This is a genomic window from Nitrosomonas sp. GH22 (assembly GCF_009833115.1).
GTDB classification, from domain to species: domain Bacteria; phylum Pseudomonadota; class Gammaproteobacteria; order Burkholderiales; family Nitrosomonadaceae; genus Nitrosomonas; species Nitrosomonas eutropha.
In genome coordinates this window covers 288264-307776 of the sequence record NZ_QRCA01000009.1, presented here as the reverse complement: position 1 = coordinate 307776, position 19513 = coordinate 288264, and the positions used below count along the sequence as shown (strand labels likewise).

General features: G+C 50.0%; 18 protein-coding genes. 10 read left to right on the top strand and 8 right to left on the bottom strand.

Annotated features, from left to right (window positions below; genetic code table 11):
* The 4 genes from ABF86_RS03435 to ABF86_RS03420 all read left to right on the top strand — a co-directional run bounded on the left by ABF86_RS03435 (position 1) and on the right by ABF86_RS03420 (position 3613).
* Entirely contained in the window at positions 1 to 2112 is a 2112-nt protein-coding gene (locus ABF86_RS03435) for a cbb3-type cytochrome c oxidase subunit I (protein ID WP_011633793.1), read from the top strand.
* The gene (locus ABF86_RS03430) at positions 2109 to 2780 is read left to right on the top strand and encodes a cytochrome c oxidase subunit 3 (protein ID WP_011633792.1); all 672 of its coding nucleotides are present in this window, start codon (positions 2109 to 2111) and stop codon (positions 2778 to 2780) included. Before ABF86_RS03435 ends, ABF86_RS03430 begins: the two co-directional genes overlap by 4 nt.
* Complete coding sequence (locus ABF86_RS03425; RefSeq protein WP_074710041.1) at positions 2777 to 3127, top strand: cytochrome C oxidase subunit IV family protein; 351 nt, start codon at positions 2777 to 2779, stop codon at positions 3125 to 3127. The genes ABF86_RS03430 and ABF86_RS03425 overlap by 4 nt, the downstream gene beginning before the upstream one ends.
* A 201-nt stretch (positions 3128 to 3328) precedes the next feature.
* On the top strand, positions 3329 to 3613 hold the full coding sequence (locus tag ABF86_RS03420) for a DDE transposase family protein (RefSeq protein WP_011633790.1): 285 nt from the start codon (positions 3329 to 3331) through the stop codon (positions 3611 to 3613).
* A 190-nt stretch (positions 3614 to 3803) separates the two neighbouring features.
* Here the strand turns inward: ABF86_RS03420 and ABF86_RS03415 are convergent, their stop codons facing one another.
* The 4 genes from ABF86_RS03415 to yjgA all read right to left on the bottom strand — a co-directional run bounded on the left by ABF86_RS03415 (position 3804) and on the right by yjgA (position 7066).
* A complete protein-coding gene (locus tag ABF86_RS03415; RefSeq protein ID WP_011633789.1) occupies positions 3804 to 5198 on the bottom strand; it encodes an MFS transporter in 1395 nt (464 codons plus the stop codon).
* Entirely contained in the window at positions 5195 to 5968 is a 774-nt protein-coding gene (locus ABF86_RS03410) for an exodeoxyribonuclease III (RefSeq protein WP_011633788.1), read from the bottom strand. The genes ABF86_RS03415 and ABF86_RS03410 overlap by 4 nt, the downstream gene beginning before the upstream one ends.
* 24 nt (positions 5969 to 5992) lie before the next feature.
* Positions 5993 to 6322, bottom strand: a complete 330-nt coding sequence (locus ABF86_RS03405; protein WP_240142196.1) for a hypothetical protein — start codon at positions 6320 to 6322, stop codon at positions 5993 to 5995.
* 213 nt (positions 6323 to 6535) lie between these two features.
* Complete coding sequence (gene yjgA, locus ABF86_RS03400) at positions 6536 to 7066, bottom strand: ribosome biogenesis factor YjgA (RefSeq protein ID WP_011633786.1); 531 nt, start codon at positions 7064 to 7066, stop codon at positions 6536 to 6538.
* Positions 7067 to 7311: 245 nt separating this feature from the next.
* Between yjgA and pmbA the strand changes: the two genes are divergently transcribed.
* The 5 genes from pmbA to ABF86_RS03375 all read left to right on the top strand — a co-directional run bounded on the left by pmbA (position 7312) and on the right by ABF86_RS03375 (position 12593).
* A complete protein-coding gene (gene pmbA, locus ABF86_RS03395; RefSeq protein ID WP_011633785.1) occupies positions 7312 to 8676 on the top strand; it encodes a metalloprotease PmbA in 1365 nt (454 codons plus the stop codon).
* A 74-nt stretch (positions 8677 to 8750) separates the two neighbouring features.
* Positions 8751 to 9305, top strand: a complete 555-nt coding sequence (locus tag ABF86_RS03390; RefSeq protein ID WP_011633784.1) for a TRAP transporter small permease subunit — start codon at positions 8751 to 8753, stop codon at positions 9303 to 9305.
* 82 nt (positions 9306 to 9387) lie between these two features.
* Positions 9388 to 10671 (top strand): TRAP transporter large permease subunit, encoded by a 1284-nt coding sequence (locus tag ABF86_RS03385; RefSeq protein WP_011633783.1) that lies wholly within the window; start codon positions 9388 to 9390, stop codon positions 10669 to 10671.
* A gap of 87 nt (positions 10672 to 10758) precedes the next feature.
* Positions 10759 to 11673 carry a DMT family transporter gene (locus ABF86_RS03380; protein WP_011633782.1) on the top strand — a complete coding sequence of 305 codons (915 nt, stop codon included), beginning with the start codon at positions 10759 to 10761 and terminating at the stop codon, positions 11671 to 11673.
* 131 nt (positions 11674 to 11804) lie between these two features.
* Positions 11805 to 12593: an arylamine N-acetyltransferase gene (locus ABF86_RS03375; RefSeq protein ID WP_041353690.1), complete on the top strand. Its 789-nt coding sequence runs from the start codon at positions 11805 to 11807 to the stop codon at positions 12591 to 12593.
* A 141-nt stretch (positions 12594 to 12734) separates the two neighbouring features.
* Here ABF86_RS03375 and ABF86_RS03370 read toward each other — a convergent pair whose 3' ends face one another.
* The 3 genes from ABF86_RS03370 to ABF86_RS03360 form a co-directional block, all read right to left on the bottom strand.
* Positions 12735 to 13061 (bottom strand): hypothetical protein, encoded by a 327-nt coding sequence (locus ABF86_RS03370; RefSeq protein WP_107818325.1) that lies wholly within the window; start codon positions 13059 to 13061, stop codon positions 12735 to 12737.
* A gap of 122 nt (positions 13062 to 13183) precedes the next feature.
* Positions 13184 to 13948, bottom strand: coding sequence for a methyltransferase domain-containing protein (locus ABF86_RS03365; protein WP_204987552.1), 765 nt, complete (start codon positions 13946 to 13948; stop codon positions 13184 to 13186).
* Positions 13949 to 14000: 52 nt separating this feature from the next.
* Positions 14001 to 16418 (bottom strand): Tex family protein, encoded by a 2418-nt coding sequence (locus ABF86_RS03360; protein ID WP_074455492.1) that lies wholly within the window; start codon positions 16416 to 16418, stop codon positions 14001 to 14003.
* A gap of 328 nt (positions 16419 to 16746) precedes the next feature.
* On the opposite strand from ABF86_RS03360, the gene ABF86_RS03355 reads away from it, so the two are divergent.
* On the top strand, positions 16747 to 17541 hold the full coding sequence (locus tag ABF86_RS03355) for an SDR family oxidoreductase (RefSeq protein WP_011633776.1): 795 nt from the start codon (positions 16747 to 16749) through the stop codon (positions 17539 to 17541).
* 29 nt (positions 17542 to 17570) lie between these two features.
* On the opposite strand, the gene ABF86_RS03350 is transcribed toward ABF86_RS03355, so the two are convergent.
* Positions 17571 to 19463 (bottom strand): SurA N-terminal domain-containing protein, encoded by a 1893-nt coding sequence (locus tag ABF86_RS03350; protein WP_011633775.1) that lies wholly within the window; start codon positions 19461 to 19463, stop codon positions 17571 to 17573.
* Positions 19464 to 19513 lie beyond the last annotated feature (50 nt).

Sequence of the window (19513 nt, the reverse complement as noted above, 5' to 3'; positions counted from 1 at the left end):
ATGAGCTGGTCTACCATTTTCAATCATCCGCTAGGACTTCTCGGTGCGGATTCGTTTCCGTTTCTGGCCATGCTCAGCAGCGATGATAGCGATATTTTTATTAACGGGCTTCTAGGCAGTTTTGCAGCCGCGCTCGTAATCATCAGCGTGATGGTGGTGGTGGCATTGCTGACGCGCTACCGCGCCTGGCGCACTTTGTGGTTCGACTGGCTCACCAGCACCGATCACAAGAAGATTGGGATCATGTATGTAGTGCTGGCACTGGTGATGTTAACGCGTGCCATCGCCGAAGCAGTTTTGATGCGCGCGCAGGGCGCAGTCGGATTAGGTGGCGGCTTTCTTTCATCCGACCACTTCGCCCAGCTTTTCAGTACGCACGGCACGATTATGATCTTCTTCATGGCGATGCCGTTTCTCACGGGGCTCATCAACTATGTCGTACCGCTACAAATCGGCGCACGCGACGTTGCTTTCCCGATACTCAATTCCATCAGCCTGTGGCTAACTGCAGCAGGTGCTGCGTTGGTGATGATTTCACTTGTCGTCGGAGCTTTTTCTACCGGTGGCTGGTTTGGTTACCCCCCCTATACCGAAACCTTATACAACCCGGGCATCGGGGTTGATTACTGGATCTGGTCACTCACACTGGCTTCTTTGGGCTCCACACTCACCGGCATCAACATTGCCGTCACCATTTACAAAAAACGTGCGCCTGGCATGAAGCTTTATTACATGCCGCTCTTTACCTGGACCGCGCTATGCACCGCTATCATGATGATTTTTGCCATGCCTCCACTTACTGTAGTGACACTACAGCTGGCACTGGATCGCTACCTCGATTTTCATTTCTTCACCAACGGCCTGGGCGGCAATCAGATGAATTTCCTCAACATGTTCTGGCTCTTTGGTCACCCTGAAGTTTACATTCTGATTTTGCCTGCCTTCGGTGTCTATTCCGAGATCTTCTCGACCTTCTCCGGTAAAGTTCTGTTTGGCTATAAATCGTTAGTGTGGGCAACCATATCGATTGCATTCCTGTCATTTTTGGTGTGGCTGCATCACTTCTTCACCATGGGTCAATCGGGCCATATCAACGCGGTGTTCGGGATTGCCTCCATGCTGATCGGCATTCCTACCGGAGTCAAAATTTATGACTGGATGTGGACCATGCTTCGCGGTCGCATACGCTTCAGTGTACCCATGATTTATTCGTTGGCGTTCATCTTTCTGTTCGTGATTGGCGGCATTACCGGCATCATGCTGGCCAATCCCATCCTGGATTATCAAGTACACAACACGGTTTTTCTGGTGGCACATTTTCATAATATGGTCGTACCAGGCGTACTGTTTGGCATGCTGGCGGGTTATACCTTCTGGTTTCCCAAAGCATTCGGGTTTCGCCTGGATGAACGTTGGGGAAGAATTTCCGCATACTGCTGGATTTTTGGCTGGATGGGTGCATTCTTCCCGCTGTACATTCTGGGCTTGATGGGGTTGCCACGCCGCAGTGTTGCCTACGAACAGGCTAGCTACGTACCACTGGAAATCGTTGCATTTGTAGGTGCTCTACTGGTTGCAGCAGCGCTCATGGCGCTTGTAATTCAGCTGTGGGTTTCAATCAAGTATCGTGAAAAAAACCGCGTTTTTGTGGGCGATCCATGGAACGGTCGCAGCCTTGAATGGGCTACATCAGCGCCCCCGCCGGAGTACAATTTCCCAGTTGTTCCAAGTATCAACGATCGTGATGCTTTTACCGCCGCCAAGGAATTTGGCGTCGGCTATCAGGAACCCGATGCATACGTCAATATCGAAATACCGCAGAACAGCGCAATGGGTCCAGTATTTGGCGGCACTAGCTTCTTGTTAGCATTCGGGCTGGTATGGCAAATCTGGTGGCTCGTAATCCTGACAGGATTGATAACGATTGGCACCCTGGTGATGCGCGGCTTTCAGCGTGACACACTTAAAATCATCCCGGCAGAAGCTGTCTGCCGGACGCATCAGCACTGGATCCAGGCTGCACGCTTGGCGCTGCCGATCAAGCGCAGCCAAGAGCACACGGCCGCGAACAAAGGGCGTGCCGCGATTGAAACCGTAGAGGTGCCCACATGATCTCAGAGCTTTTCAAGCGCTTGGAGTTTTACCTTGACGCACGCCAGAACAAGGAGATTTTTATCTACCCGGGCCTGAACCTCGGGGTCGAACACTCGGATGCGCACACCCAGGCCGAAGCAACTGTGTTTGGTTTCTGGGTATTCCTGATGAGCGACGCCATTATTTTCGGAATGGCTTTTGCTACCTACGCCACCTTGCTGCATGGCACTGCAGACAGCCCTGGCCCGCGCGAACTGTACCACTTGGGTCCCATCTTCATTGAAACACTGCTGTTGCTGACGAGCAGCTTTACGTTCGGTATGGCGTCAATCGCCATGAAATACAAACACCCGACATCACGCTTGGTCGGCTGGCTGCTGATCACACTGGTGCTTGGCGTAGTTTTCCTGGGGATGGAACTGAATGATTTTCGCGCCATGTTTGCTGCCGGCGGCCTGCCCACGCAAAGCGGCTTTTTATCGGGCTTCTTTGGTCTCGTGCCGCTGCACGGCTTGCATGTGATGGCAGGTTGCATTTGGCTGGTTTGCATGCTGGGGCAAATCGCCGTTCATGGCCTGGATAGCGAGACCAAGCTGGGGCTACTCAGATTGGCACTGTTCTGGCATTTTCTGGACATTGTCTGGATCTTTATTTTTTCAGTAGTTTATCTGGCGGGATTGGCATGAGTGAACCTATTGTTACCCGGACATCCGCGACCAACGCGCTCACGGCCAATGAGCGGCGTGATTTCATGTCTTACATGTGGGGGTTTGGTCTAGCGCTTGGCCTCACGCTGGTACCCTTTGCGCTGGTACAGTGGCAAGCCATGGCACGTGACCCGTTGTTAATAACTATCGCGGTGCTGGCATTGGTGCAGACCGTGGTGCACTTTCGCTACTTCCTGCACCTTGACCGCAAACGCAAGCGTGAGGATCTGTTATTGGTCCTGTTTTCTACTTCGCTGTTGATCATCATGGTGGCTGGCACCATCTGGATTATGGCTAATCTTGCTGAGCGCATGACACCCATATAGCAGTCGATTGTCATGCAGGCCTACTATTTGCTTGTCGATAACAACTGTCTCTCACACTTCAATAGCAACGCCGGTGAAAACTGTTCCTGCCAAGCAATAGTCGACCACATAGTTAAGCACTTTTCTCAAATTTTTACGGGGTCATATTCTCCAATGCAGGGTAATCGTACGAATGCCAATGTTGTTGACTGTCTGAAATAGATGTTTACGATTAATCAGCTACAAAATCTTTGTTCACAGAAGGTTGATTTGTGTAGTTTTCTGTTTTTTGGGTATCCTATAGAGACGGAAGGCAAGCTGCGTCTGGCAGATGTTTTTGTATCAATCACGGATCCTCGGCAGCGGAAAAGTCGGCATGATCTGGTTAAAGTGCTGGTAATTACGATCAATGAGATACTGGCCTGGGCGAACGAGAAGCTGGATTGGCTTCGACAGTATCTCAAGCTCACCCTCTACACGACACCTTGGACCGTCTCTTCTGGCTGATCTGCCTGGAGGAATTTAAGGTAGCACCCCGTCGCTGGGTTGGCAGCATTCTGCCGACGCTCGGCCCAGATGCCGTCGTTGCCGCAGACGCTGGCTCTTGAGGGCTGCATCGCCACGATTGATGCCATGGATACCCAAACCCAAACCCAAATTGCCCAGACTATCTATGACCGGAAGGCTGGCTATTTACCTACTCTTTTCGCAAGTTATTTTTCACTGATCCAGCATGGTCAATTTGCCCCACTTTCCACACTAACAGCAATACCGGTACGCCTAGCAGAGCAGTACCGGTGAAAAATACCGCGTAGCCGTAAGCATCAACAAATTCGCCGCTGAAACCGGCGATAAATTTTGGTAGCAGCAGCATGATTGAACTGAACAGTGCATACTGGGTGGCCGAATAGGCGGTGTGTGTCAGCCCTGAAAGATAAGTAACAAAAGCGGCGGAGGCTATGCCTGCTGAAAGATTGTCGGCTGAAATAGTGAATATCAGTCCGCCGACATCATGGCCTCTGCCCGCCAGCCACACAAACAGCAGGTTGGTGGCTGCGGACAGTACCGCCCCCAAAAACAGGGTACGGATCACACCGGTTTTCGCAATCAGCACACCGCCGATCCCGGCACCCAGAATGGTCATCAGCACGCCGTACACTTTGGAAATCGTGGCCACTTCGTCCTTGGTATAGCCCATGTCCACATAAAACGGGTTACTCATGATACCCATCACTACATCTGAAATCCGGTACATGGCAATCAACGCCAGAATCAGCAGTGCGTGGTAGCCATAGCGCACGATAAAATCACGAAACGGCGCAATCATTGCACCATACAGCCAGGCAAGCAGCCGAGCTGGCAATCCATCCGGGTGCAAACCGGCAAGCGCTACCTTTACCTGTATTTCATCCACAATAGCTGACTGACCAACTGGCACATCCGGTTCACGGATGATCAACGTGGCAATGACCCCGATCAGCATGCAACCCGCCATGAATAAATATGCTATTTGCCAGGATAAGGCGCTATATTCTCCCGGGGAAACATCAAATGCTGCGGCAATCCACAGCACTCCCGCTGAAGCCAGAATCATCGCCAGACGATAACCCGCCTGATAGGTTGCCGCCATCGCACCCTGTAACCGCAAGGCAACTGCCTCGATCCGGTAGGCATCCAGCGCAATATCCTGGGTAGCCGAAGCGAAAGCCACGATCAGTGCAAAAATCACCACGCGCGATAAATCTCCAGCCGGATCAGTATTGGCCATACCGATCAACGCACCACCAATCAAAAGCTGTGACAAAAACAGCCAGGCGCGGCGGCGTCCCAGCCAGCGAGTGAGCAGCGGTAACGGCATCCGATCCACCAGCGGCGCCCAGGCCCACTTGAAGCCATAGGCCAGGCCCACCCAGCTCAAATGACCGATGGTTGTCCGGTCAATACCCGCTTCACGCAGCCAGAACGATAACGTGCCCAATACCAGCAGCAGCGGCAAGCCCGCAGAAAACCCAAGCACCAGCATGCCCAGTACTCTCGGGTGAGTATAGATACGCAGCGCATGCAACCAGCCGATGCATGCATCCAATTTCATGGATTGAAGTCGTAATCGATGAGCAGAGGAGCGTGGTCGGAAAAACGTTCTGTTTTATAAATTGATGCCCCCGTTGCTGTGCTCGCCAGACCCGGTGTAGCAATCTGGTAGTCTATTCGCCAGCCGACATTCTTTGCCCACGCCTGACCGCGATTGGACCACCAGGTATATTGATCCGGCTCCGGATTGATTGTGCGGAACACATCCACCAGTTTTAACTCGTCAAATACAGTAGACAGCCAGGCGCGTTCTTCCGGTAAAAATCCAGAATTTTTCTGGTTGGAACGCCAGTTTTTGAGATCAATTTCCTTATGCGCAATATTCCAATCCCCGCACAGCAGCACTTCGCGACCACCTTCCGCCAATGATTGCAACAGAGGAAAAAAATGCTCCATAAAGAAAAATTTGGCAGCCTGGCGATGTTCCCCGCTGGAGCCGGAAGGAAGATAAATTGAAATAACCGTCAGATTTCCGAAATCCACTCTTAAAAAGCGCCCTTCTGCATCGATTTCCGCAATACCGGTTCCCTCCACAATCTGATCAGGTGCATGACGGGTATAAATACCGACCCCGCTGTAACCCTTTTTCACAGCACAGTGAAAATAACCACTATAGCCATCCGGTGTGCGCATCACACCGTTAATATCATTCTGCTGTGCCTTTAATTCCTGCACACAGATTACATCCGCCTCCTGTTGAGGCAGCCAGTCGAAAAGCCCTTTGCTGGCTGCTGAACGCAGGCCGTTCAGGTTCAAAGTGATAATTCTCATGCGATGATAGTGGTAAATAAATTCTCAACGCCGTGTGAGATCCGGTTTGCAATAAACCCGTGCCGGATAGCCTGGTGCACGGCGCGTGTTCGGAATGACATCACCACCACTGCGAATACACATCATGGTCGATTTATCCAGATTAGAAAAATATTCATTTTCTCCTGGTTGAAATGACGCTGGTGGAACAGCTTCCCGAATAGCACGACAGGTTGCTGGCTCATTTTCAGGAATCGGATCATCCGTATGCGGTGGCAACCGGCAAAGTTGACAGGGATCACCCGGGCACAAACAGCCTTTGCACTTCGCCGCTATTGCATTGGTGCCAGCTGGCTGGGCACTCGATGATGTCATAGGCAAAACCATCAACATCAAAAATACTGAACATACAATCCATCTCAACCGCATCTGCTAATCTCCTTCAAATCAATAGACAAATCCGAATTTTTCGCTCATTTTCAGCAATTTTAAAAATAATTTTTCAAAACTTGCTCGATTACTTCACACCTGCAATGTTCGCAAAGGCGGTATTTTAGTCATGGCAAGCAATCCAGCCCAATGACACACCTACGCCGATATTTCCGGAATAATCTGTCGCAATAGTTGAAACAAGGCACGAAAACTTTTAGGAGGTTTGTTTGCCAGTTTTTCCTTTTCAACATTGCGCAACAAGGTACGCAACTGCCGGACATCAGTTTGTGGATAGCTTTGCACGAATTCAGTCACAGCCGCCTCATCGCTGATCAGGCGATCACGCCATCGCTCCAGTTGATGCAGCCATGCAGTATGCTTCAGGCTGGAATGCTGCCACGCATCCAATTTTTCCTGAACAGGCACAGGATCAATTGCACGCATCAGCTTGCCAATAAATTGCATCTGGCGGCGACGCGCACCATGACTGGTTATTCTGCGGGCTTCAAGCAGTGCGTCTGTCAGTTTTTCTGGCAGATCCAACTCGGTTATTCTGGCCGGTTCAAGCTCAACCAGCCGCTCACCCAGCACCTGCAAAGCATGCATTTCTTGTTTAAGACGGGTCTTACTCGGCCGGGATTCAAGGTCGGAGTCGGAAATATCCTGCTGATGGTTGGGCACAGTCACACGTATCGGGAACAGTCAAGAAACTGGTATCATAACCCGCTTTAGGGAACCTTAGTAATAAGCATGGCACACTGAAGAGTAATGTCCATGCCACATGGATGGATTCAAAACCACCTTCGATCATCACTAAGCAACCTGTAGCTGTAACGATCATTCTTCTTTTGTTCCGTTTTCGGCCGGATCAGCCCTGATCTGAAAACGGATCTGTTTTCAATGCTCTGATAAACCGTCTCCAACCCAATTACATGAATAATTCTAATTATCCGGAACCGCTGCAGCCATTCACCTACCCCTACGAGACCCTGCAGCAAATTGCAAATGATGTGCTAACACTTGCCAAAAAAGGAGGTGCCGACGCATGCGAGATGCATGTTTCCGATGGCTCTGGCCAGAACGTCACCGTGCGCCAGGGGGAAGTGGAGACTATTGAATATACACGCGACAAAGGGCTATCTGTCACCGTTCATATTGGACATAAGCGGGGCAATGCTAGCAGCTCGGATTTTTCTCCACAGGCCATTCGCGAAACCATCTCTGCCGCTCTGTCGATTGCCCGATACACGGCTGACGATATTTATGCGGGACTCGCTGACAAGGATCTGCTGGCGACTTCTTTCCCTGACCTTGATCTCTATCACCCGTGGTCACTGTCTGTTGAAACAGCCATTGAGCTGGCACGCCGGTGTGAAGCCGCAGCACTGGCAACAGATAAACGTATCACCAATTCGGAAGGCGCAAGTGTATCGGCCGGTGCTTCCCGGTTTGTATATGCCAACAGTCATGGCTTCAATGCGGGTTATCCACTATCTCGCCATAGCATCAGCTGCGCGGTCATTGCCGGGGAACAAAATAACATGCAGCGCGATTACTGGTACAGCGTTGCGCGTGCGGCCAGCGATCTCGAAGCCATTGAGGAAATAGGCCAAAAAGCCGGTATGCGCACCCTGGCACGCCTCGGTGCCAGAAAAATTGCTACCTGCGAAGTGCCGGTGCTGTTTGAATCAACTATTTCTTCCGGTCTGCTGGGGTATTTTGTCAAGGCAATCAGTGGCAGCAGCCTTTATCGCAAATCCTCCTTTCTGCTGGACAGCATCGGCAAACAGGTATTTCCTGCAACCATTCAGATCAGTGAGTTGCCGCACCTGCCAAAAGGTCTGGCAAGCTGTGCGTTTGACGATGAAGGGGTGGCGACTCATCCGCGCAAGGTGGTGGAAAACGGTATCGTGCAAGGGTATTTTCTGGGCAGCTACACAGCGCGTAAACTTGGTATGCGTTCCACTGGTAATGCCGGTGGCAATCATAATCTGATCCTGGAAAACGATGTATCACTGCCGTTCGATGCTCTACTGAAAAAAATGAATAAAGGGTTACTGGTTACTGAATTGCTTGGCCATGGTGTCAACCTCGTCACTGGAGATTATTCCCAGGGCGCCGCCGGATTTTGGGTGGAAAACGGTGAGATCAGCTACCCCGTTGAGGAGATCACTATTGCCGGAAATCTGAAGGAAATGTTGTCCGGTATTGTTGCCGTTGGTGACGATATCATCGTGCGCGGCTCACGCCACTGTGGTTCGCTGCTGATTGAACGCATGATCATCGCAGGACATTAAGCTATCAGCACATAAAATATCGCCAGAACCACTGGAAAATCAACGACTGTCCCATCCCCTTGAAAGGATTCAAAGTGGAAATCTTATGCAAACTGGAACGCCTGATTAACAGGATTTCCGGCGCAACAGGCTGGCTGGCAGGCTGGCTGTGCGTGCTAATGATCGGCGTGGTGTTCACTGATGTCATCACACGCTACTTTTTTCACGGCGGCTCAATCGCCATGCAGGAACTGGAATGGCACCTGTTCGCAGCAATATTCCTGCTGGGTGCCGCTTACGTTGTGCGAGAAGACGCCAATGTACGGGTAGATATCATTTACGCCCATCTGAAACCACGCCGCAAAGCAATCATCGATATCTGCGGTTATCTTATTTTTGTCATCCCCATGTGTACGCTAATTCTCTACAGCTCCTGGGATTTCGTCAGTTATTCCTATCAGTTACAGGAAACATCCAGCGATCCTGGCGGGCTGCCCTACCGCTTTGCATTCAAGGCATTACTACCAATTGGCTATGGTCTGGTACTGATTCAGTCACTGGCAGAAATCTTGCGTAATCTGCGGCTGCTGGCGGAAAAACATAACCCACCTCTGACTGATTACGCCGCCCCACAGCAGAAAGAATCATGATCTTGTCAAGCCTTGTCCGGATAGTTTTTCTGACCGCCATTCTGTCACTCTCAGACAGAATATTCACCAGAGCCATTGCCAAATGATTGCGCTGTCCATGTTCCTGGTTTGCCTGATCATGCTGGCTTTCGGCTTTCCGGTTGCTTTTACTTTTGGTGGCGTAGCACTTTTCTATGGCCTGTATTTCGAGGGATTGCATCTGTTCCTGATGGTCGCCGAGCGCATGCATTCAATCATGACCAGTGTCACCCTGATGGCGGTACCACTGTTCATTTTCATGGGGCTGATCCTGGAAAAATCCGGCATTGCGGAAAGTATGCTGGAATCGATGGGTTCCCTGTTTGGTCGTATCCGGGGTGGTCTGGCGGTATCAACTGTCATCGTAGGGATGCTGCTGGCAGCGGCCACCGGCGTGGTAGGCGCTTCAGTCATTACCATGGGATTGATCGCCCTGCCTATCATGCTGAAATACGGTTATGACAAGCGGCTGGCTACCGGGGTAATTTGCGCATCGGGCACGTTGGGGCAAATTATTCCCCCTTCGATTGTGCTGATTATCATGGGCGACGTACTACAAAGGCCGGTCGGCAGTTTTTTCCGAGCGGCACTGGTACCTGGCCTGCTGCTGGTCGTCATTTATATCATTTATTGCCTGATACTTGCCTGGTTCAGAAAAGAAGCAGCCCCTCCTATACCCAACAAAAGTGGCTCCCTCATCAAGCAATATTGGCACGCCTTCAAAACAATCATCCCGGCTTTGTCCCTGGTCATAATTGTACTGGGAACAGTTATCATTGGTATTGCCACGCCGACTGAGTCAGCTGCGATGGGATCGGTCGGTGCAATCATTCTGGCCATGCTGAACGGAAAGTTCAAAATCAGCATGCTGCACCAGGTTGCCATGGAAACCACTAAGATCACAACCATGGTATTTACCATCCTGGCAGGTGCTACATTCTTTTCAATGGTGTTTACCTATACCGGTGGTGATGAAGCGGCCGAACTACTGTTGCCCCATTTACCAGGCGGTAAATGGGGATTCATTCTGCTGATGATGTTAATCATCTTCTTGCTGGGATTTTTTCTCGATTTTGTTGAAATCGCCTATATTTTTATTCCCATGATCACCCCTCTACTGATCAAGCTGGGAATTGATCCACTCTGGTTTGGTATTTTGGTCGCGCTCAATCTACAAACTTCTTTCCTCACTCCGCCAGTTGGATTTTCATTATTCTACCTGCGGGGTGTTGCACCGCCATCCATCACCACTCTTGATATTTACCGGGGTGTTATCCCGTTCATCCTGCTGCAGATATTGACATTGGCACTGGTAGCGCTTTACCCGGGGTTGATCAAACTTGTCTGATCTCTCCGAATAACCACCAGACAAGTGCATGCACCGGGGTGTAGATCTGTCATCCCGGAACTTCTTCCTATCTTGATCGAGATCTTCATGACAAACACGCGTAACGAGAATCTTGGCTATTTCTATGGATTTATTGCTGTAGTTTTCTTTGCACTCACACTGCCAGCCATGCGCGCAGCAGTTACTGCACTTGACCCGGTTTTTGTAGCACTTGGCCGGGGGGCGGGGGCTGCTTTGCTGGCGGCTATTTTTCTATGGCTCACCCGCCAGCGCCTGCCAACCCGCGAAGAGGTGAAAGGCCTGGTAATTGTGGCTCTCGGCGCGGTGATTGGCTTTCCATTACTAGCTGCCTGGGCAATTTGTTATGTTGATGCGTCACATGGTGGCGTTGTTCTCGGCATCTTTCCACTGGCAACCGCAGTTGCAGCCGCCCTGTTTTCAGGCGAGCGCCCATCTGGCAAATTCTGGCTATTTGCACTGATAGGCGCGGCAGTGGTAGTCGGCTATTCACTGAATCAGGCTGGTGGCAAGCTTCATCTGGCCGACCTCGCGCTTTTCGGGTCAGTGATTTGTGCCAGCGTCAGTTATGCAGAAGGCGCGAGGCTATCCAAATCGTTAGGCGGGCCTCAGGTGATTTCATGGGCGCTGGTTTTTTCCTTTCCCGTCCTAATCATCCCGACCGTACTTTACGCGCCTACCACGTTGAACCTACCTATGGAATCCTGGATTGGATTTATTTATCTCACGGTCATCAGCCAATATCTCGGCTTCTTTCCCTGGTATCACGGGCTCGCTTTGGGTGGAATCTCAAAAGTCAGCCAGACCCAGCTATTGCAGCCATTTCTAACCATTATTGCATCAGTATTGCTATTGGGAGAGCGTGCGGACCTCACCACCTGGCTGGTGGCTACACTCGTAGTTGTGATCGTCGCGCTTGGCAAGCATGCTCAGGTAAAGTACAGCGGGATCAGGCCAGCAGTCATAACCGATACCAATCTGTAAGCATTTCCGGTATTTTTACAGGATGGCTTCTCCGAGCATACTTCAACCAGGCTGAGTATTGTTACCAGAAACCAGTTCCTGCTGTCAGGCCAGCACATTTTTTCTTTATGATACACCGATTTTTATCAAAAATGAACAAAGAACCACCTGTCTGTTTATCACAATACTTCGAACGGATTGGCTATCAGGGTGCGGTAGAAAATACACTGGAGGTATTGCATGCTTTGACTCGCGCACATACGCAGACGATACCATTTGAAAATCTAGATGTATTTCTGAAAAAACCGATCCATCTGGAAACAGAAGCTCTGTTTAATAAACTGGTTCTGGCAAAGCGCGGCGGATACTGTTTCGAGCAAAATGGTCTGTTTCTACAGATTCTCTTACAACTTGGGTTCAAGGCACGACCGCTGGCGGCACGGGTACGCCTGCGAGTAACCGATCGTTTGGAGATGCCAGCACGTACCCACCTGTTTATCAGCGTCGAGCTGGGTGGTCAGCAATGGCTGACCGATGTTGGTGTAGGTGGCTATTCGCTGACACAGGCTCTGCTGTGGCAGGAAAATCTGGAGCAGGATACATTGCATGATCGCCGCCGGCTGATGCATGAGGCTGGGCGCTGGTTTCATCAGGTTTGGACAGATAACCACTGGCTGGACATATACGAATTCTGGGGTGAAGAAATGCCAGCCAGCGATCAGAAAGTAGCCAACTGGTACACCAGCACATATCCGGAATCCAGTTTTACAAAACAGATCATGGCTGCGCGCGCTCTGCCCAATGGTGGACGTCTTTCACTACTGGATGGAGAATTCAGGCATCGTCATCCAGATGGTCGCGTAATAGCGCACCATGTTCCATCCGATAAATTGAAGAATATTCTACTGGAACAGTTTGCCATACGCTGGCCGGAAGAATAATGGCAAACCGGTTATTATCATGGTGGCTTTGTAGACTAAATCTCCTTATCACCATCAATGATGTGCTGCGATACACCTTCCGTGAAACATGGATTTCACCATGCACACTCCAATGCACAATTAATTACAGGGATAGTGTTCCTAAGCGATACCTAGCCAGAAAACGAGTGTCCCAATAAAAATTCCATACGTTGCAACCGGAACCAAAATGTTTTTCCAGCACTGGCGATGGCTTAACAAGACATCATCCTTTTTTCTGACAGTCGCGGCAACAGATTTCCATAACCTTCTTAAATTATCATCCAGAACAATTTCATATATGAAAAATGCAATGGTGACAGTTCCCCCGCCAACCTGAAATAACCAGAGCAATTCAGGATAATGTTGAGAGAAACCAGAATCGAAAAATTTAACTAACAGCCCACCAGACACCGCAAAGTAAATGGTCAATATTGCAAAACGCAACATGCTGTAATGTCTGATACTGATCAATAACTCTGTCAATTTATAGTCGCATAATTTCTTGTCCGTACTGCGTGATTGAGCGCATATCGGAGACGTAAGTCTCCTGAAAGAAATTTTTTGGTAATTCAAGGGCAACAAACTATTTCTCCATGGACAATGGACATCCAACTGTCCTCTTTGGCAGCCCAGGCCAGCCAGGCCTGTGCTATGCACTCAAGATCCTGTTCTGTTGCAATGCCGTCATTACGAAGCTGATCAGCTATGTCCGATTTCAAAATTCGATCTGCCCACATACTACCCCACCAGGCACGACTACCCGGAGTGGATAAACACCAAGTACTGGAGGTTGATTTGATTTCTGTAAACCCGGCTTGTTGCGCCCAAGAGAGTAAATAGCGACCAGCATCAGGCTCTCCACCGTTACTTCGGGTCACCTCCTGATAGTATTTCATCCATTGATCAAGTGCAGGAATCATGGGGTACCAGATAAACCCACCATAATCACTATCCCGAACTGCCACGATTCCATCAGGCTTACAGATACGCCTCATTTCACGGAGCGCCTGTACAGGATTGCCCACATGCTGCAGGACCTGGTGCGCATGTACTATATCGAAGCTATTGTCGGGTAACCCCAGCGTGGTGGCATCACCAACCAAAAAATTCACATTTTCCAGATGCTGCCGCTCAACTTCTGCTTTGGTCAACTCAAGTGCTAAAGCAGTTATTTCTACAGCAGTAACCTGGCCAGGCGCTAACCGTCTGGCAAAATCAACGGTAATAGTGCCAGCACCAGACCCAATATCGAGTAAATTTTTCCCGGGGATAATCCTGTCTTTAATATAGCCAACAGAGTTTTCGACAGTACGATTTCTATGCGAGTGCAGCACTGAATCGTGGTATCCATGCGTATAAGTTATCTTTTCTCTCATAGATCCAGCTTTATTTCTTTTCCCTCGCCCGCGCCAGTGCAAGAGCCAGTGCACTGACAGATGTGGATTTATCTACTCTGGATGCAACCTGTGGTTGACGAGAAGCACGCCGGGGCTGGCGGTTGTCTTTACCTGTTTCTTTATGTACTGTATGTATTTTAGGCTGTTCGGTTGCTTCAGGCACATCATCAATCCGCATGGTTAGACTGATACGCTGACGTACGGTATCCACTGCCAGCACCTTGACTTTGACGATCTGTCCTGGCTTAACAATCTGGTGGGGATCCTTGATGAACTTGTTTGCCAGTGAGGAAACGTGCACCAGACCATCCTGATGCACGCCAATATCAACAAATGCTCCAAACGCAGCCACGTTAGTCACAACGCCTTCCAGAATCATGCCGGATTGCAGATCAGTCAGTGATTCAATCCCTTCTTGAAAGGTAGCGGTTTTAAATTCCGGGCGCGGATCACGGCCAGGCTTTTCCAGCTCGGACAGAATATCGCGCACAGTTGGCAAACCGAAGGTTTCATCGGTAAATTCTTCAGCAGTAAGCCCTTTGAGTGTTTCCGGATGCCCCATTACCTGCCCGATTCCTTTACTCAAACGCGCCAGAATGCGCTCCACCACCGGATAGGCTTCCGGGTGAACAGCGGAACGATCCAATGGATTATCCCCGTCGTTGATGCGCAGAAAGCCCGCTGCCTGCTCAAATGTTTTTTCACCCACACGCGGCACTTTGAGAATCGTTCGCCGATTTGGAAACCGACCATGAGCATCGCGATAGCTGACGATATTCTGGGCAAGTACGCGATTAAGGCCGGAAACTTGTGCTAACAGAGGTGCTGATGCGGTATTGACATCCACACCAACCGCATTAACACAATCCTCAACCGTAGCAGCCAGTGATCGCGCCAGAGTACGTTGGTTTACATCATGCTGATACTGACCAACACCGATTGATTTGGGTTCGATCTTGACCAGTTCTGCCAGCGGATCTTGCAGACGTCTGGCAATGGAAACCGCGCCGCGCAAGCTTACGTCCAGATTGGAAAATTCTGCAGCAGCCAGTGCAGAAGCTGAATAAACCGAGGCACCTGCTTCACTGACAACAAGCTTGATCAACTTCAATTCGGGGTGTTGCTCTGCCACCAGCCGAATGACCTCGGTGGCTAATTTATCGGTTTCCCGGCTCGCTGTCCCGTTCCCAATTGAAATCAGCTCAACACCATGCCGGAGCACCAGTTGCACGATGCTTGCCAGTGAACCCTGCCAGTTACTTTGTGGCTGATGCGGATAAATCGTCGTCGTTTCCAGCAATTTCCCAGTGGCATCGACCACAGCCACTTTACAGCCAGTACGATAACCCGGATCAAGCCCGAGTACAGCTTTGGGCCCCGCCGGAGCGGCTAGCAGCAATTCACGCAGGTTGCGGCTAAAAATCCTGATTGCTTCAGTTTCTGCTGCCTCGCGCACCTGCAACAACAGTTCCGCAGTGAGATGCGGATGCACTTTGACACGCCAGGCCCACTGACAAACATCCCCCAACCATTTATCCGCTTTCCGGCCACGATTTTCGATTTTGAAATGTGCAGCAATCATGGCAACACAAGGATGTGGAATTACTTCACGAGAAGTTTCATCCAGGTCCAGATCAATTCTAAGCACTCCCAGTGCCCGGCCACGGAACAATGCCAGCGCGCGGTGTGAGGGAATCAAGCGCACTGGCTCGGCATAAGCATAGTAATCACGGAATTTTTCTTCCTCCGACATTTCCTGACCGGCAACAACCACTGAAGTCACCACGCCTTCCTGCCAAAGTTTATTGCGCAGAATGGCGAGCAGCTTCGCTGTCTCCGCAAAACGTTCAGCCAGAATATCACGCGCACCTTCCAGTGCTGTTTTTACATCGGGAACATTGATTGCCTCTACTCCTTCGGCTGCTGACACCACCTTGATATAGTTTGCGGCTTCCTGTTCTGGGTCGCACGTCGGATCTGTCAGAAGAGTGTCTGCCAAGGGTTCCAGCCCGGCCTCACGCGCGATCTGTGCCCGTGTTCGACGCTTCGGTTTGTAGGGCAAATAAATATCTTCCAGCAGCTGCTTGGTTGCAGCTTGTTCGATTATGTAGCGCAATTCATCGGAGAGTTTTCCCTGCTCCCCAATCGAGGTCAGGATGACCTGCCGCCGTTCTTCCAGCTCGCGCAGATAGATCAATCGTTCTTCCAGCAGACGCAGTTGTGTATCGTCCAGATTGCCCGTTGCTTCCTTACGGTATCGCGCGATAAAAGGCACGGTTGCGCCATCATCCAGCAAGGCTACCGCTGCGCTGACCTGCTGTGGCGCAACACTGAGCTCTGTCGCAATGGCGTTGATAATCTTTCTTTGTACTGCTTCTGAAACTGCTGATATTGTTGAAGAAGTCATAGCGCTGATGGAGAAGAAAGGAACCGGAAAATCGGCCAGGAAAGCTTTGGAAACCGTTCAGCCAGGATATATCATTCAGCAACATATATTCTGTAGCGAACTGCAACCAGAGATCGGTTTATCATACCAGACAACCCGTCAATTGAATCAAGGCTCATCCAGCAAGATTGCAAGGGACATTGCCCAGAAAGACGGAGCCCATGAGCGGTGATACAATGCGCACTACATGTTATACAAGGACAGCAATCCAGCAAGCTAAACCGTAAAAAAACCTCATACGGCCAAGGCACGTTTTAAGACAAACAAATACTAATTGGAGTTTTCGATTATGGGATTTCTAGCTGACCGGCAAATTCTGATTACAGGCCTGCTTAGCAACCGATCCATTGCTTACGGCATTGCCAAGGCGATGCATCGCGAAGGGGCCAAACTGGCATTTACTTATCAATCAGAAGATTTACGCGAGCGCGTTGGCAAGCTAGCTGCCGAATTTAACAGCGACCTGCTGTTTCGTTGTGATGTCAGCCAAGATGAAGAAATTACCCGCTGTTTCAGTGAATTGGCGAGCCATTGGGATGGACTGGATGGAATCGTGCACTCCATCGCCTTCGCTCCACGCGCCGCTCTGACTGGTGATTATCTGGAAAACGTCGATCGGCAAGCCTTTCATATTGCACATGATATCAGTTCATACAGCTTTGCTGCACTGGCAAAAGCTGCCCTGCCGCTGATGCAGGGAAGATCGGCCGCTTTGCTGACACTCAGCTATCTCGGCGCTGTGCGTGTGATGCCGAACTATAATGTGATGGGGTTGGCCAAGGCGAGCCTGGAAGCTAACGTTCGCTTCATGGCGTCAAGTCTTGGTAAACAAGGGATCAGGGTGAATGCCATCTCAGCCGGTCCAATTAAAACGCTGGCGGCAGCAGGAATTGGTAATTTTGGCAGGTTACTAGGTTATGCCGAGAAAGTTGCACCCTTGAAAAGAAATGTGACCACCGAGGAGGTTGGTAACGTAGCTGCTTTTCTCTGCAGCAATCTGGCCAGTGGTATTACCGGCGAAATTACCTATGTTGATGCCGGGTTCAATACCGTCGCATTTAATCTGGACACTGATGAGCAGTAGTAGCCTGCAGGCTACTACTGCTCTTCTTATCAGTCATTCTCCTCAACTGGCTTGATTTTTACTTCGTAGCGTTGCCTGAGGCCAGCAAGATAGGCGTTTAATTCTTCCTGACCGTGTACCTGCTGCAACTGATTGATGAGCATAGTATATTGGGATGATCCACTTTCAGCAGCTGGTACTTTCACCTGATTGATCCGGATCAGGTCAAAACCACCCTTCTTGGTCTTGACTCCAGTATAAGCAGGGAGTTTTTCCACATCTGTTTGAAAAAGTGCGTGTAGCATCTCTTCATCACTCCCTCTTTTCTGAGTATAGGAAATTTCCACTGGCTCTCCCCATTCCAGGGATTCATCAGTCTCTCCTGCCTGCAATTTGGCAAGCTTCTGTTTGCCTTCTTCCTCGGCGGTTGCAGCTGCGATTTGCTGCTTTAGAAGTTCGATAATCTTATCCTTGACCAGTCCGATTGATTGCACACTGGCGGGACGATGCTCAAGTACTCTGGCCGAAACGAAGGTATCAGGAGCCACTTCAATCGCCTCGGTATTGTAATGGTCACGAATAGCGCCCTCCGAAAATATCGCCTGAAGCATACGTTCATTGGCAATAACTGACGGCTCCTTCGAATTACGATCAATCCAGTCACTTTGCTGAACAGACAGATTAAACATCTGCGCTACAGGTTGCAATGTATCACTCTGCTCATAAACAATATTGCTGAAATCTTCGGATAGCTCACCAAATCTGTCAGCAGCCTTCTGACGCTGGAGCGTTTGTCTGATGCCTTCCTTGACTTCATCAAATTTAGCCACATTCGCATCTTTCACTGCGGTCAGCCTGATAATGTGAAAACCAAACGGAGTTTCTACCGGGCCGCGTATTTCATCCAGCTGCATCTCAAACGCCGTATCCTCAAAGGCTTTGACCATCAAGCCACGTGCAAAGAAACCAAGATCTCCGCCTGCTTTCGCCGAACCCGGATCTTCTGACAACTCCTTAGCCAATTCTGGAAATTTGTCCGGATCCTGCTTTACTTGTTCTAGAATTTGTTCTGCCTTAGCCTTAATGGCTGCCTTTTGCTCTTCAGTTGCATCAACCGGAACGGTCAGCAATATATGACTGGCTCTCCGTTCCTCGACCCGACCAAACTCATCCTGATGCTCATCAAAATATTTTTTGATTTCCTCATCAGAAATCTGCTCCTGCTTCGCTAATTCTTCCAAAGAAAGCACAACATATTCGATCCGAACCCGTTCTGGTAACGTGAAATCCTGACGATGACTGTCATAGTATGACTGAATAGCAGCCTCATCGGGTTCAGCCTGATTAATATATTGCTCAGGATTGATTGTCACCCGATTAATCTCGTACTTGGTTTCACTGAGTGAGGCTATTCTGTCCGCAACAGTTTTGGAGACGATCACACTTCCGGTAATACCTTCCAGCAGCTGTTGTCGCATAAGATCACCCGCCAGCCTCGCTTCAAACATTGCGGGAGACATTCCCTGGCGCTGAAGCAATTCACGGTAACGCTCATACGAAAATTTATCGTCCTCGTGGAAAAGAGCGATATTCTGAATTTCGGCAGTCAGACGGGAATCCAGTACGGCCAGCCCAACTCGCCCGGCCTCATGACGCAACAGCTTCTGCTGGATCAGATTTTCCAGAACAGCCATACGCATCTGCGGGCTGTCCAGCAGACTGGCATCAAAATTTTCCCCCAGCATATTACGCAGATTTTCCTGTTGATTACGTAAAGCCTGCTCATATTCCTGGCGGCTGATTTCCTCACCATCAACAGATGCAACATCACTCGCACTACCCATGCCTTGATACGACTCCAGCCCCCAGAACAAGAACGGCAAGAGGGCAATAAAAAGCACGATCTGAACTATCGTCTTCTTTTGGTTTACAAAATCAAACACGGCGAATACCCGAAAAAAAGGAAACAGGGAAAAACAGGGGGAGGAAAAGA

Coding starts and splice junctions, on each gene's coding strand:
- ABF86_RS03375 (WP_041353690.1), top strand. CDS start 11,805: ATGAACAAAGAACCACCTGTCTGTTTATCACAATACTTCGAACGGATT.
- ABF86_RS03370 (WP_107818325.1), bottom strand. CDS start 13,061: ATGTTGCGTTTTGCAATATTGACCATTTACTTTGCGGTGTCTGGTGGG.
- ABF86_RS03435 (WP_011633793.1), top strand. CDS start 1: ATGAGCTGGTCTACCATTTTCAATCATCCGCTAGGACTTCTCGGTGCG.
- ABF86_RS03360 (WP_074455492.1), bottom strand. CDS start 16,418: ATGACTTCTTCAACAATATCAGCAGTTTCAGAAGCAGTACAAAGAAAG.
- ABF86_RS03415 (WP_011633789.1), bottom strand. CDS start 5,198: ATGAAATTGGATGCATGCATCGGCTGGTTGCATGCGCTGCGTATCTAT.
- ABF86_RS03385 (WP_011633783.1), top strand. CDS start 9,388: ATGATTGCGCTGTCCATGTTCCTGGTTTGCCTGATCATGCTGGCTTTC.
- pmbA (WP_011633785.1), top strand. CDS start 7,312: ATGAATAATTCTAATTATCCGGAACCGCTGCAGCCATTCACCTACCCC.
- ABF86_RS03420 (WP_011633790.1), top strand. CDS start 3,329: ATGTTTACGATTAATCAGCTACAAAATCTTTGTTCACAGAAGGTTGAT.
- ABF86_RS03355 (WP_011633776.1), top strand. CDS start 16,747: ATGGGATTTCTAGCTGACCGGCAAATTCTGATTACAGGCCTGCTTAGC.
- ABF86_RS03425 (WP_074710041.1), top strand. CDS start 2,777: ATGAGTGAACCTATTGTTACCCGGACATCCGCGACCAACGCGCTCACG.
- ABF86_RS03405 (WP_240142196.1), bottom strand. CDS start 6,322: ATGACATCATCGAGTGCCCAGCCAGCTGGCACCAATGCAATAGCGGCG.
- ABF86_RS03410 (WP_011633788.1), bottom strand. CDS start 5,968: ATGAGAATTATCACTTTGAACCTGAACGGCCTGCGTTCAGCAGCCAGC.
- ABF86_RS03430 (WP_011633792.1), top strand. CDS start 2,109: ATGATCTCAGAGCTTTTCAAGCGCTTGGAGTTTTACCTTGACGCACGC.
- ABF86_RS03380 (WP_011633782.1), top strand. CDS start 10,759: ATGACAAACACGCGTAACGAGAATCTTGGCTATTTCTATGGATTTATT.